This is a genomic window from Aquiflexum lacus, assembly GCF_015476655.1.
Taxonomy (GTDB): Bacteria; Bacteroidota; Bacteroidia; order Cytophagales; family Cyclobacteriaceae; genus Aquiflexum; species Aquiflexum lacus.
The window spans coordinates 105,057-122,136 of sequence record NZ_JABFHF010000003.1; the positions used below are offsets into that span (position 1 = coordinate 105,057).

Here is a 17,080-nt window from a genome sequence, read left to right on the forward strand (position 1 = left end):
GTTCGGGTCAAGCCTGAATACATAAAACGTTAATTAAGGTTAAAAACGATGTTTTTGCCTTATGGCATCCTTTTCGTACTTTACTGATCAAATGAAAAAAATCGGTAACATTTTCCAACGCTTTCCCTTGGAACTGATCTTTTGGATAGGGGCCCTGATAGGAATCCTTCTGATCGATCCTTATGGCGCCCAACACTTCACGCTTTGCCCTTTGGACAACCTTGGTTTCCATTGGTGTCCGGGCTGTGGATTGGGAAGGGCCATGAGTCTGTTGACCAAAGGGGACATCAAAGCATCATGGTCCATGCATCCGCTGGCGATGTTTGCTTTCGCTGCAATCGGTTACCGAATCTTCGAATTGATCAGAAACTTAAAAACTACTAATCACTATGGCTAATGTATTGAGACATCTTCCTGAATTGGAAGGAATGGAATTGGGTTACATCCAGGGAATTTTGAAAAACATGGATGACGACCAGGCAAATTTGTTTGCACAGGTTTACCGTGCAAGAAGAAAAGACAACCAAATGATATTGATCCTTTGTTTGTTGGGTTTCTTTGGATTTGCCGGACTGCACAGGTTTGTCCTCGGACAGATAGGATTAGGTATACTTTACTTATTGACCGTCGGTCTTTGTTTTATAGGTACCATCGTCGATTTGGTCAATTACAAAAGTCTTGCCTACGAATACAACATCAGGGTAGCACATGAAACTTTGAACATGATGTCCAATGGTGGAAGTTATGCTCCACATGCAAACACTAATGACAATGTATAAATCTTTGCAAAAGATTGGATTGATTTTGGTGAGCGGTTTTCTTCTGGTCTCCTGTTTTGCACCGGAGAAAACCGTCACCAAGGACTATGAGGAAACCTTTACAGATATCGAAGAAATAGAGTTGGATGGCAGGTTTTTGGAAGTAACTTATGAAGGTAGGAGTGGAGATGCGGAAGTTTATCTCAACGCCTATCTTGAAGCTTCTGAAAGCAGTGGCATGGAAGTCAGGTACCGCAAATCCGGCTCTAAGCTTAAGATTGAAGTGGTAGGAGAAAGTATGGGTGGATGGAATTTTGGTAACCAACACAAAGGATATATCAGTTTGACAGGTCCCGAAGATATCAAGCTCAACCTTGCTAACAACTCAGGTTCCTTGGAAGTGATGAATGTAACCCATCGGGTCATCGACCTAAAGGTAAATTCAGGAAGCATCAAAGCAATCGGTTTGGAAGTGGCTGATATCAACCTGACAGCATCCTCAGGAAGTATCAAAGGAGAAGGATTGACCGGGGATGTGATAGCACAGGTAAACTCCGGTAATATCACCATCATCGATGTGGAAGGAAATGTGGAAGCCAAAAGCTCCTCCGGAAGCCTCAAACTGGAAGATATTCAGGGCCTAGTCGCCGCCAAAGCTAACTCCGGTTCCATGAAATTTATAGGTGTAAAAGAACTCGGAGAACTGACAGTAACCTCAGGCAGTATCAGGGCAGAAAATTCCGGTTTGGGCAGAAACAGCACCTTCAACGCCAACTCCGGCAGCATCACCATCCAAACCAACTCCGACCTCCAAGATTTCAACTTCGACCTTAGTGCTAATAGTGGGAGTGTTAAAGTAGGGGATAATTCTTCTGGGAAGAAATTGAATATTGATAACGGGGCTTCCAATACCGTAAGAGGGAAGGTGAGTAGTGGGAGGATTAGGATTGGGAATTGAGGGGGGAGAGAGATTGGAAGATTTCAAAATTGAAAAATTGGAAGATTAAGGCAGTTAATAATTCAGGATTTAGTGGTCAAAATTCAAGATCGGAATTAGATTATTGTGGATTCAGTAATTAAGTTATTGGAAAATGGGGATGAGTTGAATTAAGCTTTTGAAATATCAATAAACTTTTCCTTGTCATGCCGACGACAGGAGGCATCTACTAAGGTCAGAATTGGGAATTAGACCATAGGTAATTTCAAACCTGTGGTTTTGTTTTTTCCATATATGGCAGTTTTTTTTCAAGAATTTTAATTTTATCAGTAACCCTAGGGTATAGAGCTTAAATGAATGATTTCAAAGGTGTATAACCCAAAATATATTTAAAAGAAACATGCCTTATTTGGAGTTATTTCAAGTGTATTCCGAAAATTTCCTGTAGTAATTAGCCATGGTATATTTTTTTGATTGGGTTTGTTTAGAATTTTTATGTAAGTATATTTAGAATTAGAAGGTTATTCTTTCATTTTTCAATCCTTACCAAAAACAATCTAATATGGAAGAAAAAAAGTTAATGGGAGACTATGATGAAATGATTGGCGAATTAGGCCGTTTTTTGGAAAATAATAAAAGGCATTTTGGCGGAGAAAACTTTAAATTTCAGGAATCTCATTTCAAAACCACTTTTGAGGTGGACAGGGAACCAGCAGAATGTAAGCAACTAGAATTGTTGCCCGAGCAGGTTTCCCAAAGATTCAGTCGAAATTTTGTTGATGGCAAAGTTCCTCCTTCTCTAGTCAAAGCGCTTTCTCAAGATGAGTATTACTTATTGCTTTTTCCGCTAAATATAAATACCCAGTTTGCTTTCGATTTCATTTCATTGAAAGTGGAAATGGATGAAGCCAAAACAGGACGGAGCTTTGTCGGGGCTTTCCCCGATTCTTTTAAAAGCACTATTGTGGAGGGAAATTTTAACCTTGGTATAAGCGTGGATGGAGATGCAGGTTTGAAATTAAATACCATCACTTTGGATACTCCCGTGGCGGCTGTTAACGCGAATGCAGATTTGGGGGCAGGTTTAAAAGTAGGACTAACCTCCCAATGGTCTTTTAAAATAAGCAGAAGTTTTATTAAACGGAATGCAGGTAATAATACCACTTGGACGGGATGGGAATTCAAAAAAGCTCCTGATGGTGGCGGATTGAACAATACGATAGAGAATATAAGCCTTTTAATGAAGAAACCTGTTGGGGCAGAATTTCCTACAATTAAGATTTCAGGATATGGCAGTAGAAGCGTAGGTATTTGGCCGGATTGGCTAATTAGGCTATTGGGCAACAAAAGTAGGTTGATGTCTCCAAAATTAAGGAAATTTATTCAGGAAGGCTTTTCTATAGGTTTAAACGGAAATCAAACAGTGATTTGGTCCTCAGATTTTTTCAAAGCTCATTTTGATATAAAGTAAAAATGGAAAAGTACGACTACAAGTTTAATTTCAATTCTCTAGAACAACTTGAATGTAACGGATTAGCGCTTAGAGAAATACTTAATACTAATAATTATTTACTGCGGCTTTTAAAAAATTATTCACAGATTACCCAAATCCAAGTGAATCAACAAAAAGAAAGTGGCGAAGGAGAAGAGGCAGACGAAACTTTGAGAAATTTAGGGCTTTTACTCTGGAATTATATTTTTTCGACCAATGCAGAGAACCAGGCCATTACTGATTTGGAAAAAATTTATAAGAACCGTTTCGATCATGAAAAATCGGGCAACATATTTGTTTTATGGTTTAAAGAAAGAAACCAAAAAATACGTTTTGAATCCTTACCTTGGGAGTTGCTTTTTTGGCCAGATTCCATATCCCCTGATGTAGATGGACAATTCCTTTTTAACCTTGAAAAAAATCGAATCATTCGTCAAGGTAATCCTTCAGAAAATAGTTTTGAAAGTAAAATTCCTCCTACGCTTTCTGAAAACGAAAATCTTAAAGTGTTATTTGTTGTCTTGGGATTTCCAGAGGATTTAAAAAACCCTAAATCCAATCAGGGATTTCAAAATAATGAGCTTTCGCCTTTCGAAGAGCAAAAGAAGGAGATGGAATGGGAGCCACTATCATATTTAAACGTAAAAGATGAGCTTTTAAATCTTGGCAAAAATGTAAAAAGTGAGATACGGATACTAATTAATGGGAAAGCTAAAGAAATCCACATCAATGGTACCCATACATCGGAGCAAGGACCAGAATTCATTACTTTCAGTTTGCTCCGTGATGAAATCACCACTTTTAAGCCAGATATTATCCATATAATCACTCATGGTAGATGTGATCCTCAAACAGGAACTTTGGAAATGATGATCAATTCGAATGAATATCAATTAAGGCCTGTGTGGGACAAAACATTATCTGACAACTTGGTTGCGCTTTTTGATTCTAACCAGTGGACTATCCAAAACAAACCAAAGTTGATATATCTTGAAGTCTGCCAATCAGGCCAATCAAATTTCCCGATTAAACTTTCTGAAAGAGGGATAGGAATTATCATAGCTATGTTTTACAACATCAAACAAAATATCTCACAGATAATTGCCATCAATTTTTATAAACATATTCTTTCAGAGGATCCCCTTGAGATTTTAGAGGCATTTCATAAAGCAAGGCGGTATTCTTGGGAGGAATTCGAAAAGAACGAGCTTGGATTTGGCCTTCCTCTGATTTATTATAATTATGATTGGGACGCGCATTTGATAAATAATAATCACTTTAAAAAGGATCCAAAAAATAAAATTAAAAAAGAAGTCATTAAATATATTAGCGGCATTTTCAATTCAAATGTTCCAAGACAGGCTGGAAATCAAAACGAAAACTCTAAGTCAGTCCAATTGAAAAATGAAATTAATAATTTAAAAAGTCGAAAATATGAATATGGAGAAAATGTAGAGGAATTAGTTACTTCATCTCTTGAAACATTGATAAGAGACACTGAAGTGAAAACAAAATGGCCACAGGCCATTACAGTTATTGAAGAATATTTAGAAAAAAATTCAAATATAGTTATTGAAGAATATTTAAAGGAAAATTCAAATAGCTCACAAATGTGGAAAAATGACGAAAAAGAATCATTCCCAGGTCAAGATAGCCCTTTAACTTCTCAATCTAAATCTACTTCATTTCCAATCAGGCATTAAACAGTCAATATCATTAAATAAATCAATTCAATGAAACTGTTACCATCCTATGGCCAACTACCTGAAAATCAAGCATGGATTGCCTTGGCTTGTAATCTAATGCGTAAGTGTGACCCATGGCGGGCCTTAGAAAAATTAAAACAGGTTCATAGAGAGGACTTACCTTCTGAGGATTTATATTGGGTTTCGTTTACTTCAGCAAGGTGTAATGCCTGGCTACAGGATCGGAAATCATTTGAAAGGGAACATAATCTATTGAAAGAATTGGGGACTCCATCCAAGGAATTAATCTTTTTAGAAGCAGAAATGGATTATTCTGAAGGATTCTTTCAAGAAGCACTAAAAATAATCAATAATTTTCATCTAGAGTCAGTAGAATTTGATTCTCTTAAAAGGTTGTGTTTGGGCAGGTCAGTAATTTTGCTTCAGCCTAAAGATTCATTGAAGATTTTGAAAGAGATCAACTACGAATCCCTTGAACCTTGGTACCGTGATGCTTTTGATTCAATCTACAATTTGGCTGAAATGATGGTAGGCATAAAGGAGCCTGACGAATCAATTCAAAGAACGGGTTGGATGTCCAATCTTCCGGAGGCGCAACTGTGGCGGGCATTTTTTTTGACATCAAAAGGAGATTATTCTCTGCCATTAAAATTACAGGGCAATAATTATCCCAAGGAATTGGAAATTTATATAAATCTTTTAAATCTTCGCCTGTCAATAGAAACCCTCGAACCTTTCGACCTCTGTAAGTCAAAACTCGAATCCTTTTTAAAAAAGTACGGTCATCCTTCCAATTTAAAATGGGGACTGGCATTATCAGGCAAACCTGCTCACTTAAACTATCAGCTCTTCAGGGTTTTTATATCTGAGGAATCGGAAGTTGAAATTGCAATTGAGACTATCCATTCGTGGATAGTTTCTATCAAAAATCATCAAACTTCAAATGAAGTTGGGCAGGTATTTTCCCTAGGTTTTCTATATTGTTTGAAGGGTTATTTTTATGAAAAACTACAAAATTCTACAAAAGCTGCTTTCTCTTACTTAAAAGCCGCGGAAAGAAATTATTGGGACGGGGAAGTAGACTACGGATTTAGGAATTTTGAAAAAACAGAAAAACTTGATCAAGGTCTTTCTGATTTGTATTGGTATTGGGCTGACTCCGCTTATCTAAGTTCTTTCTCTATTGCTGATACCATAGAAAAAATGGAGCGATTGAAGATTGCTCAACAAATCTGGGAAAAAGGTTATATCAAAGATCCACCAAAGATGGCATGGCCTTTCATTACCATGTCTCGGATTGCCATGCATCAAGCTTATATACTACAGCATGATAATGGTATAGAAAATGTAATTAAATCCATGCTGTATTGTTCAGTGGCTTTGATACTAGAGCCCAACAATAAAGATTGGAGTGGAACCTTGGCGAGCTTGTTCAATGGTCTAAATTTCAATTGTATTGCATATGCACTTTCTTTATCAGTCTTGGGGAAAGAACCCAATGACCCATTTAGTATAGAAAACGCATTACGATCAACCATTAGTTTTGGTGATCTAAAAAAGGCTAGCACTTATATGGAGCCTATTAAAAGCATCAATCCTGTTTTCCAAGAACAGTGTAGCATTTATGAAATGTACTTGGCAGGCGAATTGGATAATGCGACAAGTTCCTTAAAAAAACTAGTGAGTCAGGCCGATTTCAAAGAGGATAAATGGGCAAGATACAGTTTGTGTGTAATAAGCTGGTTAAAGGGTGATATGGATTTTGCCTTGGAACAGGCAAAATGGTTCAGAAACAAGGAAGTTTCTACTGAATTGGATGAAAATCCAAATGAGCTTACTTTTGTCAGTCTTCTTGATCAAAGGGATATCATTAAACGTTTTGAGAAAAACGCCAAGCTGATTGGCAATCCCATACTGGAACCTTCGCTTTCAATAAACCATCTTTTATTGCTTCTTTTTAATGGACAAATAGATAAAGGAGAAAATCATTTCTGCCAACTTCTCAATTACCCCCTAATTGGTCTCAACCACCTTTACGACATAAAATTATTCCTGAAAAGACTGGTGGATTATTCAAAGTCTCTAAACCAACCTCACCATTCAGTTTTGGAAGAGATGATTGGCGGTGAAAATTCAGGCTGGATATTGGAAATAAACCGGATTCAGGCCTCCCTTAGCCCTGAACTTGATCCATCTAATGCTAAGGTCTTTTTGGAGATGAAAAAGTTACAACAGATTTTACCCTCTGCCAATTTTGGGGGAATGCATTGGGCATCTCTGAAGTTAGCTGAAGTCTATTTGTCTTTCTTATTGGAAGGAAAAGTCAGACCATGTATGGAGGTACTACTCGATGTCCATCGACATGCTGCTACTCATATACCGGTGCCGATCACAGCTTTTTTTATATCATTAATAGAAAAACTCAAATCGTCAGATGAATATTGGGAAATAGATGAGTATATCAATTCACAAACTGACTTGTTGGATTTGGATGTAATTCTGAAAGAATGGCAAGAAGTGCTTAGTAAATTTGTTCAGACGGAAAGTAAAATTTCGGATAGTACTTCATTTTCACCATTAGTGGTTGATATTCATGGACCTTCTTTAATACCTGAAGGAATGATTGAAGGCCAAGTTTCCACGGATGATTGGAGTCTCTTCAAATCAAGCTTACCCAAATACCGAAATCAATTTTTGGAAAGGTTTGGTTGGGAGATGCCTGCCATTCTATTCCGACCTATTTCCTACGATCAACCTGAAGGAACTTTTATCATTCAAATTCACGGGGTATCTCTCTTCCTATGGCAAGTCAGGATTGGCTTCTGCTACCTCCTTGATATTCATTCAAAAAATTTAGTTGATTTGGGAGTAAAAGCAGAAGCAATTATTGAAGAGCCTATACCCTTGGATCCAAGACCAGGTTGTTGGGTAGAAAACCGGTACCAAAGCTTGCTTAAGGATAATGGGCTAAATTTCCTTGACAACTATGATGTGATTATGGAATACTTGTGCCATGTAGTAGAGCGCGAGGCCTCCCAATTTGTGGATTCAGATCTGATCCATAAAATCCTCCTAAAATGGCATCTGCAACCTCAAAAAAATCATGAATTCGAAGGAGATGATCTAAACCGTCAAGCCTGGATGGGGAAACTTATCAGAAGGCTAATTAGTCAACGGGTACCTTTAGCCGATTATCCCCTTATCATAAAGCAAATTGAAAGTTGGGGGGAAGAATTGCCCACTGTCACCGAAGCAGCTAATTTCATTAGGGAAATTCTACCGACAGTTCATTCATATGGACCTTACCTTTTAAATCACCCGATTTATTTAGATGCAGATTTAGAGGATCAATTATCCGGTTTATATATCAATACCACCGTAGAACAGATGAATGGTGCAAATGGCTATCAAAAAGTAATCATGGGTACCCCAAATGAAATACAAGAAGCCTTAAACAATATTAGAACCTGCATTACCGATCAATTACTTCCAAACACTGGACCGTGGCCCGCCCAGCAACTTGTAATTACCAGTAATATCCAAATTAGAAATGTATCCTCTGAATTGCTGGCATATGAGTTTCCACAGCTAACGGTGATTACGAGCAAGGAATTTGAAAATATTAAAAACAGTCAGCTTTCCGGCAGGTTTGATAGACTTTCTCAGAAACTAAACAAAGAAATCAAGAAATGATGAATATCCAAATACATATTGCACACCCAGTAGGCTGGGAGTCTAAAGTTTGGGACCAAACACGACAATATGTTCAGGAATCATTTGTTTCATGGATTACTCCAATGGGCTTGGTTCCTGAATTGTTTAGAATTAACATTTCACAAATTGATTCCTTTTCTGATTGCTGGGTAAGTGTAATTTTAGAAGAAATGGTTTTGCAATGTCCGGTTTGGAAAGCTCACCAAATAGCAACTTCCGTATCCGGAAAGCTTCCGGAAATGCCAAAGAATGAAAAGGAATTGTTCCATGATGTAACTATGGTTTCTTTGGTGGAAAAGGGAATATACAATTATTTTGTGGGTAAATTGGTCATTGATATTTGCCAGGAGAACATTGCATACTTTGCTACCAAAGCAGTGTGTAAGGAGATTTTGAGAGGCCATAGGTTATCACTTGATGATCTCAAAATTACTGATGACGAATTGATCCCAATTTTTTGCAAATTAATGGAAATGAAGTCCTTAAACCGCTTTATAGAAAGACTTAAAGATGATTGTTTCCGAGAAGCCCTTCGTGATAAATTAGCTTATCAAAATGACCCAATAGAAAAATCCGCCATTGCTTACAATCATTGCGGAACTCCTGAATTTGCATTACACATCGGGAGGCAATATCTCCGTCAATTACCAATTGGTTCATTTGAAGAGGAGTTCAAAGCGCTAGATCAGGAGCTTTTTTTTCTAACAGGCATTGATTTTCCTGATATTAAAATAATTCTTGATGATAAATTGATTCATCATCAATTCAGTGTTTCTGTCAACGGGTATCCTGGGCTGACTCAAAACGGAATTTCTCCGGAAAAAATCTATGAACGCATCTACTCTGATACACAAACCCAATTTATAGGCTTTCAATCCTCGACCGCGGATACGTCAGATGATTTCAGTGAATTCTATTTGCCAATAAATTTTGCCTCCTATAATATCCAACAGCTAAATGCAATACAATTTATCGCTACACATATCAAAGAGGTACTTTATCTTCATGCACCTTTGATGATAACTGTTGACTGGATGGCCGAGCAAATGGAAAATCATGGAAAGACCTATCCTACAATGAAGCAGATCATCCAAAGCCAATATGAACATGGGTTTTTGGCAGAAATCTTTTGCAGACTTATAGCTGAAGGTATATCCTTACGTAATTTTCATGTGATTCTGCAGGCTATTATTGATTTTGATTGGGTATTGGTAGATGACAGGAATTATTTGGTTTTTGATGAAAGGATTTCCTTGGATACCGCCCCTAAGAGCCGAATAAAGTTATTAGAAGCCATTTTAGCATTTAGTCGGACAAGACTTGCCAATTTTATCTCTTTTAATTATGCAGGAAACCATCAATCTGTATTTGTATATACTTTAGACATCGAAACAGAAAACAAGTTAGTATCTATTCTTCAAAATGAAGGAAATATGGCCGCCAGAGACTACTTTTTTCAAAAAGTAGAAGATCTCATAAATAACACCAAATTAATTCAAGGCAACATCAATATCATTACCACTACATCGCTAAGAACTTTAATCCGGTCTGCATTGATAGCTAAATTCCCTCAAATCAATGTGATTTCATTTCAGGAAATGGCAAAGAATGCAAATATTCAAATTGTTGATAGGGTATAGGGTTTCATTTTTTTTAAGGTAGAAAACTCAGGTTTGGGAAGAAATAATTCCTTAAATGCCAACTCCGGCAGCATCACCATCCAAACCAACTCCGACCTCCAAGATTTCAACTTTGACCTCAGCGCAAACAGTGGCAGTGTCAAAGTAGGAGATGATTCTTCAGGGAAAAAGTTGAATATTGATAATGGATCTTCCAATACAGTAAGAGGGAGGGTGAGTAGTGGGAGGATTAGGATTGGGAATTGAGAAAAATACTGATTTAATCCCAATACATATCGGGTTGGGGATCTGAGAAAATTCTTATAGTTCCGGGATTGGCTAATTCATCATTGGGATCATTTCCTTTTTCCAAAATTACAAAACACATAGTGAAATTTGTTAAAAGGTAATAATTGTAAGAACCTGAAATGATCCATAATGCCTTATAGGGAATATTCCTAAAACGTGCATTTTCTACTAAAACAAATAAAGTAAAGTTATCTGCACCTCCTGATGCATAACCACTTCCTTCCCCCGAGTCTATTCCATTTGGATATTCTGGATAGTTATCGCTGGAAAGTGAAGAATATCTTAACCGCCCAAGGTTGTTTAAACCTGGTTCGGTATCGATCAGCATTTCCATGAAAAAGCCTCCAAAAACTTCACCTACATTTGAAGAATTTTTTCCATCATAGATACACAGACTTTCGACAGTATATCTCACACCAAAATCCCCCTTTAATATGTCTGCCATAATTGTTGGTGGTTGGGCCCCGTTCGACACCCTCATTCCATTCGCCGTCAATAAATCCAAAAAATTCTCTAAATTACCTACCTTACTTAATACTTCCTCATTAAAAACATTTTCTTGGATCTCCACACCTAAATTATATTTTATCAATTTATTGGATGGCTTTTCTTCAGAGCCACATCCAAACATTAGTAACAAAATGATGGTGACATTAGCTAAGCAAACAAATTGATTTTTCATGTGTAAATAAATTTGAGGATAATTGAAAGATTTATAAATTAATCTGACTCGATGCTTTTACGGGTTGTTTTTTCGTATTTACTCATCAGAATTTCAATTAAAATTGAGATCAAACCCACAAAGAATACGACCATTAAGGAATAGGTTATCAATAATTTCAACCATGACTGATTGATGGAATCCTGCGTCCAAACCTTTCCTTTCTCTTCCGGAGAACCAAAACCCTCCCGTATGAGATCGTTGTCAGATTCTATATAGGGATTTTCAAGCTTGAATTTTTTTGCCAACTGAGTATATTCACTTCCTTTAATGTGATAACTAGTATTGTTATCAAAATCGCTGTAAGAAAATGTGCCTTCTAAAAAGAATTTTGTATGCGTAATCAAAATGACAATTAGGGAAAAAAACAGACCAACAGAAATATACTTCAATTGATTTCGGATTTTGAGGTTCCACTTTCCTTTTAATAAAAAAGATACTAATAGATTAACAACTAATGCTATCATTGTGGCCAAAGAAGTATAATACAGTGCCATTTCCTCAATAGCCAATAAATTAGCCAATCCTCCTCCAAATAGGCCAAATAAGACTCCAATTAGAGCTGCTCTGTATTTTAGTAATTTAATCATTTTGAAACGTAAATAGGGACAGTAATTCTATCCTCAGGATCACCTAATTTTGGATTATTAAAAGCTAGTTTAAAATCAATTAGTGAATTATTAATTGGGATACTACTTCCTAGATGGTCTTCCAATACAAAAAAAAGTTTCGCCGGAGGTAATAAGGCTATGGCATATGTAGCAGGGCCCGATAGGTAATGGAATGAGTCAGGATTATCTTTTAAGGCGGGTAAGGAATATTTAATTAGGTATTTTTTTTCAACTTCCGGTCCTTCAGTAATCAATTCTCCTTGTTCCCCAAACTTGTACACAGCAAAAGCAAATTCTTTTAATTTACTTGAATTGAGCCTTACATTATTTTTATGAAACCCCTCGATGTTGATGTTTTTATCAGACTGATAATTTTCCTGAAAGGAAAAAGTACTTGCAAACTGGATCTGATTTCTAATAAGATCGTTAAATGTCAGGTCATTTACTTCATTTAATGTATTTGGATCAAAAGAGGTTAATAGGTCTTTTAAATTTGTATCAAGATTTTCAATAAGATTGACCTGTTCATCAGAAATGCTCTGTGAATGAATTATTTTTTCAAGATTGTCATTTAATGCAAATATCAAATCTGAAAAGAATTGAATCATTACTATATTTTCTTCGCTTTTTTCAGCTAAGGCAACAGTATTGATTGCCTCAAAGGAGGGAAGAATTGCAGATATTCGGTTGGCACTTTTCAAATCTTCAGTTTTTCTTAGATCAACTTCCCAAGCTTTATATTTTTGAATAGTGGATTTGAGATTATTTTCTAAATTTCTCAAACTGTCTTTATTAAAATCTATTTGGGCGGAAAGGATTTCTTGAAAGTTTATTCCAGGTGGAGGTTCAGGGAAACTTGGCATGCGAAGCTTTTTATTTGATCTAATCACGTCACCGCTATCCAATTCAGGATTCAACCCGTACATTAGATTTAGTGCATCTTGATTTGGTAAAAAATTTCTATTTAAAAGATATGTTGGTAAGTGTTCAACAACAAATATCTTTGGCGCTCTAAATTTTTTTACAGTTAGAAAACTTCCGGCTGCAACAACAGCACCTCCCGCAACAATTAAAAACGGAAAGTCGTCATCAGGTGGAGTTGTGCTAAGAGGATTAGGACCGCTAGTTATAGGTCTTTGAGCAAAAATCTCCAAACAAGTCCAAAAAAGGACCAAAAAAATAGAGAATAGTTTTTTGAATTTATTTGGATTATAGGTCATGGCAAATTTTATTTTACATCATTTTACTATGTTGTTTAATTTTAATTTCTACTCATAACATTTATGGTGAAGAAATCAGATCACATTGATATTGCTTCCTGATTTGAAATCAATAAGTAGCGCAATTAAAATGTTTGCATTCTATTCATTTTTTCAGGAATCTGATTAATTCTTTGTCCAGCAATAGGATATAAAATCCAGGTGCAATATTTTCTAAATTGATTTCAATAAAATCCTGAACTTGAATATTTGATCCAAGGTCTTTTACCAAGGTACCATTGGCACTAAATAATTTTAGAGTTCCCAATATGGTAGGTTGTTCAAAAGTCACCTTTATAAACCCCTCAGCCGGGTTGGGATAAATTTTTGAACTGAATATTCTGTTTGGCGTAATCTCTGAAATAACCAAAGATTCAGAAATAGCAGAGCATCCAAATTCATTGGTTACCCTTACTTGGTAAATGCCAGGTTGCCTGATTTCATAGAATTGTTCTGTTCCGTTTGGAACTTCAAATCCATTAATTATCCATTGATTATTTATGGTACTACTTGAAGCAAGCCTTACTCCTGAAGGAGTCCCATCCGGTCCTAAGATAGAAATGACAGGAATAGGAGGAAAGTCAGCTTGGGCGCTCAGTTGAATTTCAACAGTTCTTTCACAGCCATTTTCATCGCGGGCAATTAAAGAAAAAATACCTTCAGCAAAACCTTCAAATTCTCCATCAGAGTTTATTATTCCTTCTGAAGGTATTTCGAAAGTATAATTACCATTACCTCCATTTGCAGCAACTCTTATCCTGCCTGAGGTTTCGTTAGGACAGCTAGGTCCGGTTTGTTCAAGAACGACAACTTCAATTGGATCGGGCTGTGAAACTGAAAATACCCTACGTATCACATAATTGGTGTTTTGGCTCCCCCTTATAAATACTGTGTATTCCCCTGCCTCTAACTGATTGAAAGAATTTATAGAGATAAAGTTATGCCCGTCAATACTATATTCAAGAGTTCCTTCCCCGACTGTGGCGGAGATTTCGATTCTACCATTATTTCCCCCAAAACACCTAACGTTTTCGACAAATGTTTCGCCTATATTGATTGGGTACCAATTGATAGCATAAGGTTCGGATATTTCGGAACCACAACCTGACTCAGAGAAAGCCTGCAATTGATAGGTACCCGATTGCGTCACTTGAAGCCTAGGATTGTCTGAATTGGGTATTTCCACTTCATTACGGAACCATACATATCGAAATGATTCAGTATTATCCGAAGACAATAACACTTCTGATGACGGATTTTGAGGGTTTTCCAGGAATATTTGAGGTGTAGAAGGCACATCATCGGTTTGGGGAGTTAAAGACAAATCAACAGATGTCGAGCATCCCCCCTCATCGTAAACCCAAATTGTATATGAACCTTCTGACAAACCGCCAAAAACACCACTATTATTGATGTTTTCCTCATCACCTGAAATTTCATACTGATAAGATTCGCCTGTTCCTCCACTTGCCGCTACCCTGATATTTCCTGTATTTTCTCCCGGACAACTTGGTCCGGTTTGTTCAAGAACGACCACTTCAATTGGATCAGGCTGTGAAACTGAAAATACCCTGCTTATTACATAATTGGTGTTTTGACTACCCCTGATAAATACTGTGTATTCCCCTGCCTCTAACTGATTAAAAGAATTTGTTGAGATAAAGTTTTGCCCGTCAATACTATATTCAAGAGTTCCTTCCCCGACTGTGGCAGAGATTTCGATTCTACCATTATTTTCCATAAAACACCTAACGTTTTCGACAAATGTTTCGCCCATATTGATTGGGTACCAATTGAGAGCATAAGGTTCGGATATTTTGGAACCACAACCTGACTCAGAGAAAGCCTGTAATTGATAGGTACCCGATTGCGTCACTTGAAACCTAGGATTGTCTGAATTGGGTATTTCCACTCCATTCAGGTACCATACATATCTGAAGAAGTCTAAATTATCGGAGGATATAAACACATCAGAAGTGGGTGATTGAGGGTTTTCCAGGAATATTTGAGGTGTAGAAGGCACATCATCAGTTTGGGGAGTTAAAGACAAATCAACAGATGTCGAGCATCCCGCTTCGTCGTAAACCCAGATTGTATATGAACCTTCTGACAAACCACCAAAAACACCACTATTATTGATGTTTTCCTCATCACCTGAAATTTCATACTGATAAGATTCGCCTGTTCCGCCACTTGCCGCCACCCTGATATTTCCTGTATTTTCTCCAGGACAACTAGGTCCGGTTTGTTCAAGAACGACAACTTCAATTGGATCAGGCTGTGAAACTGAAAATACCCTGCTTATCACATAATTGGTGTTTTGACTACCCCTTATAAATACTGTGTATTCCCCAGCCTCTAACTGATTGAAAGAACCTGTAGAGATGAATGGCTGACCACCAAGACTATATTCAAGATTTCCTTCCCCAACGGAAGCAGCGACTACGATCCGTCCATTTTCCTCTCCAAAACACCTTACGTCATCTACAAAAGCATCATCGATATTAATAGGATACCAATTGATTAAGAAGTTGTCGGAAAGATTGGATTCACAACCTGCTACTGATATTACCTTAACCTGATAATTCCCCGATTGTGTAATAGAGATAATAGGGGAATTTGAATTAGGGATTTGAACACTGTCAAGGAACCAAACATAAGAAAAAATGCCTGTTGTGTCGGTAGTTAAAGAAACATCAGGAGAGGGTATGGTTTTAGGAACGATAGAAATATTCGGAGTTTGGGGAATTTCACCGTAAAATGGTAATTGAATATACTGACTATCTTCGCAACCCTCACTGTCTTTAACCGATACAGTAAAATCACTATGAATTAACCCTCTAAAAATCCCGTTTTCGCTTTGAACTGTTGAATCATTGAAATATGTTAAATAATACGTATAATTTCCTGTCCCACCTGTTGCTGTTGCATAGACTTCTCTACACAGTTCGTTCGTTTCGGTGTCAATTTGGAGTGGGGGATTTATCGTAACAGTATCTCCTTTAGCTACAAAAATTGATTCGTTAATGGGTGTATTTGTTTTTTTTCTAATACCAGTTATATTAGCAGAATAAGTCGAATTTGTATTTGTATTTTCATTTATTCCATTGATTAAAATATTCCCAGATAAAGTTTCATTAGAATAACTCAAATTAATTTCTCCCGATGAGATTCTGAATTCTAAATACTCAGAATCTTTATTTAAAATATTTGAAAAAAAATAAATATTGTATGGGTTTGGTATAGATCCATTACTTAGGATTAAATTTGTATTTTTATTTTCATTATGAGAAAAGGATTTAGATGAAATATCAATATTTTCAGCATTTAAATCAGACTTGAAAACATTGATTAATGAGGTATTACTACCAAATTGCAAATGTCCATTTTTAGATAATTTTTCATTATAATCTGTAACGATTCCAATATCAATGGTATAATTTAGGTTCTGAGTGTTCGAAGGAATTTTTTCTGTAATGATTAAGCTACCTTGAATATTAAAAGACGGGATTTCTAATTGTTCAATCAGTCCTTTTCCCGAGATAATTATTTCGTATTCACCCGATACATTTATATTTGAAATTACATTACTAGAACCTCTTATTACTGGGATGTATTTGCCAGGAGATCGTTCAAATGAATTTTGAGTTGAAAAATTATTTCCATTAAGGCTATATTCTATGCTTTTTAGGCCCGAAGCTTCGATTTGAATAAATCCTCCATTATAAAACGTACAACTTTTAAAAATACTTTGAATTTCAATTGGAGGATTATTATAATTATTGCTCTGTGCGAATAAAATTTGCAACGTGGCGAAAATATAGACAAAAACTAAATTAAATAATTTCATAAAATCCAAGAAATAATGATGAAAAAGATTTTAAAATTTCAAAACAGAAACTGTTTGGTTTATGTTTTGGAATAGTTTTTACGAGAATTTGATTGCCTTTGAAC

Annotated in this window: 12 protein-coding genes; 8 read left to right on the forward strand and 4 right to left on the reverse strand. The window is 36.4% G+C overall.

Annotated features, from left to right (window positions below; all coding sequences use genetic code 11):
- Window positions 1-61 precede the first annotated feature (61 nt).
- The 8 genes from HMJ38_RS04150 to HMJ38_RS04185 all read left to right on the forward strand — a co-directional run bounded on the left by HMJ38_RS04150 (window position 62) and on the right by HMJ38_RS04185 (window position 10,493).
- Complete coding sequence (locus HMJ38_RS04150) at window positions 62-397, forward strand: DUF2752 domain-containing protein (protein WP_228779878.1); 336 nt, start codon at window positions 62-64, stop codon at window positions 395-397.
- Window positions 390-779 carry a TM2 domain-containing protein gene (locus HMJ38_RS04155; RefSeq protein WP_194973108.1) on the forward strand — a complete coding sequence of 130 codons (390 nt, stop codon included), beginning with the start codon at window positions 390-392 and terminating at the stop codon, window positions 777-779. The genes HMJ38_RS04150 and HMJ38_RS04155 overlap by 8 nt, the downstream gene beginning before the upstream one ends.
- Complete coding sequence (locus HMJ38_RS04160) at window positions 772-1,716, forward strand: DUF4097 family beta strand repeat-containing protein (protein WP_194973109.1); 945 nt, start codon at window positions 772-774, stop codon at window positions 1,714-1,716. Before HMJ38_RS04155 ends, HMJ38_RS04160 begins: the two co-directional genes overlap by 8 nt.
- 541 nt (window positions 1,717-2,257) lie before the next feature.
- Window positions 2,258-3,166 carry a hypothetical protein gene (locus HMJ38_RS04165; RefSeq protein ID WP_194973110.1) on the forward strand — a complete coding sequence of 303 codons (909 nt, stop codon included), beginning with the start codon at window positions 2,258-2,260 and terminating at the stop codon, window positions 3,164-3,166.
- A 2-nt stretch (window positions 3,167-3,168) separates the two neighbouring features.
- Entirely contained in the window at window positions 3,169-4,890 is a 1,722-nt protein-coding gene (locus HMJ38_RS04170; protein ID WP_194973111.1) for a CHAT domain-containing protein, read from the forward strand.
- A gap of 30 nt (window positions 4,891-4,920) precedes the next feature.
- Window positions 4,921-8,586: an FHIPEP family type III secretion protein gene (locus tag HMJ38_RS04175; protein WP_194973112.1), complete on the forward strand. Its 3,666-nt coding sequence runs from the start codon at window positions 4,921-4,923 to the stop codon at window positions 8,584-8,586.
- A complete protein-coding gene (locus tag HMJ38_RS04180; RefSeq protein ID WP_194973113.1) occupies window positions 8,583-10,247 on the forward strand; it encodes an FHIPEP family type III secretion protein in 1,665 nt (554 codons plus the stop codon). Before HMJ38_RS04175 ends, HMJ38_RS04180 begins: the two co-directional genes overlap by 4 nt.
- Window positions 10,248-10,280: 33 nt before the next feature.
- Window positions 10,281-10,493: a DUF4097 family beta strand repeat-containing protein gene (locus HMJ38_RS04185; RefSeq protein WP_228779879.1), complete on the forward strand. Its 213-nt coding sequence runs from the start codon at window positions 10,281-10,283 to the stop codon at window positions 10,491-10,493.
- A gap of 13 nt (window positions 10,494-10,506) precedes the next feature.
- Here the strand turns inward: HMJ38_RS04185 and HMJ38_RS04190 are convergent, their stop codons facing one another.
- The 4 genes from HMJ38_RS04190 to HMJ38_RS04205 form a co-directional block, all read right to left on the reverse strand.
- Window positions 10,507-11,217: a hypothetical protein gene (locus HMJ38_RS04190; protein WP_194973114.1), complete on the reverse strand. Its 711-nt coding sequence runs from the start codon at window positions 11,215-11,217 to the stop codon at window positions 10,507-10,509.
- A gap of 38 nt (window positions 11,218-11,255) precedes the next feature.
- Window positions 11,256-11,846, reverse strand: a complete 591-nt coding sequence (locus HMJ38_RS04195; protein ID WP_194973115.1) for a hypothetical protein — start codon at window positions 11,844-11,846, stop codon at window positions 11,256-11,258.
- Window positions 11,843-13,087, reverse strand: a complete 1,245-nt coding sequence (locus tag HMJ38_RS04200; RefSeq protein WP_194973116.1) for a hypothetical protein — start codon at window positions 13,085-13,087, stop codon at window positions 11,843-11,845. Before HMJ38_RS04200 ends, HMJ38_RS04195 begins: the two co-directional genes overlap by 4 nt.
- Before the next feature lie 145 nt (window positions 13,088-13,232).
- Window positions 13,233-16,277: a T9SS type A sorting domain-containing protein gene (locus HMJ38_RS04205; RefSeq protein ID WP_194973117.1), complete on the reverse strand. Its 3,045-nt coding sequence runs from the start codon at window positions 16,275-16,277 to the stop codon at window positions 13,233-13,235.
- Between the last annotated feature and the right edge of the window lie 803 nt (window positions 16,278-17,080).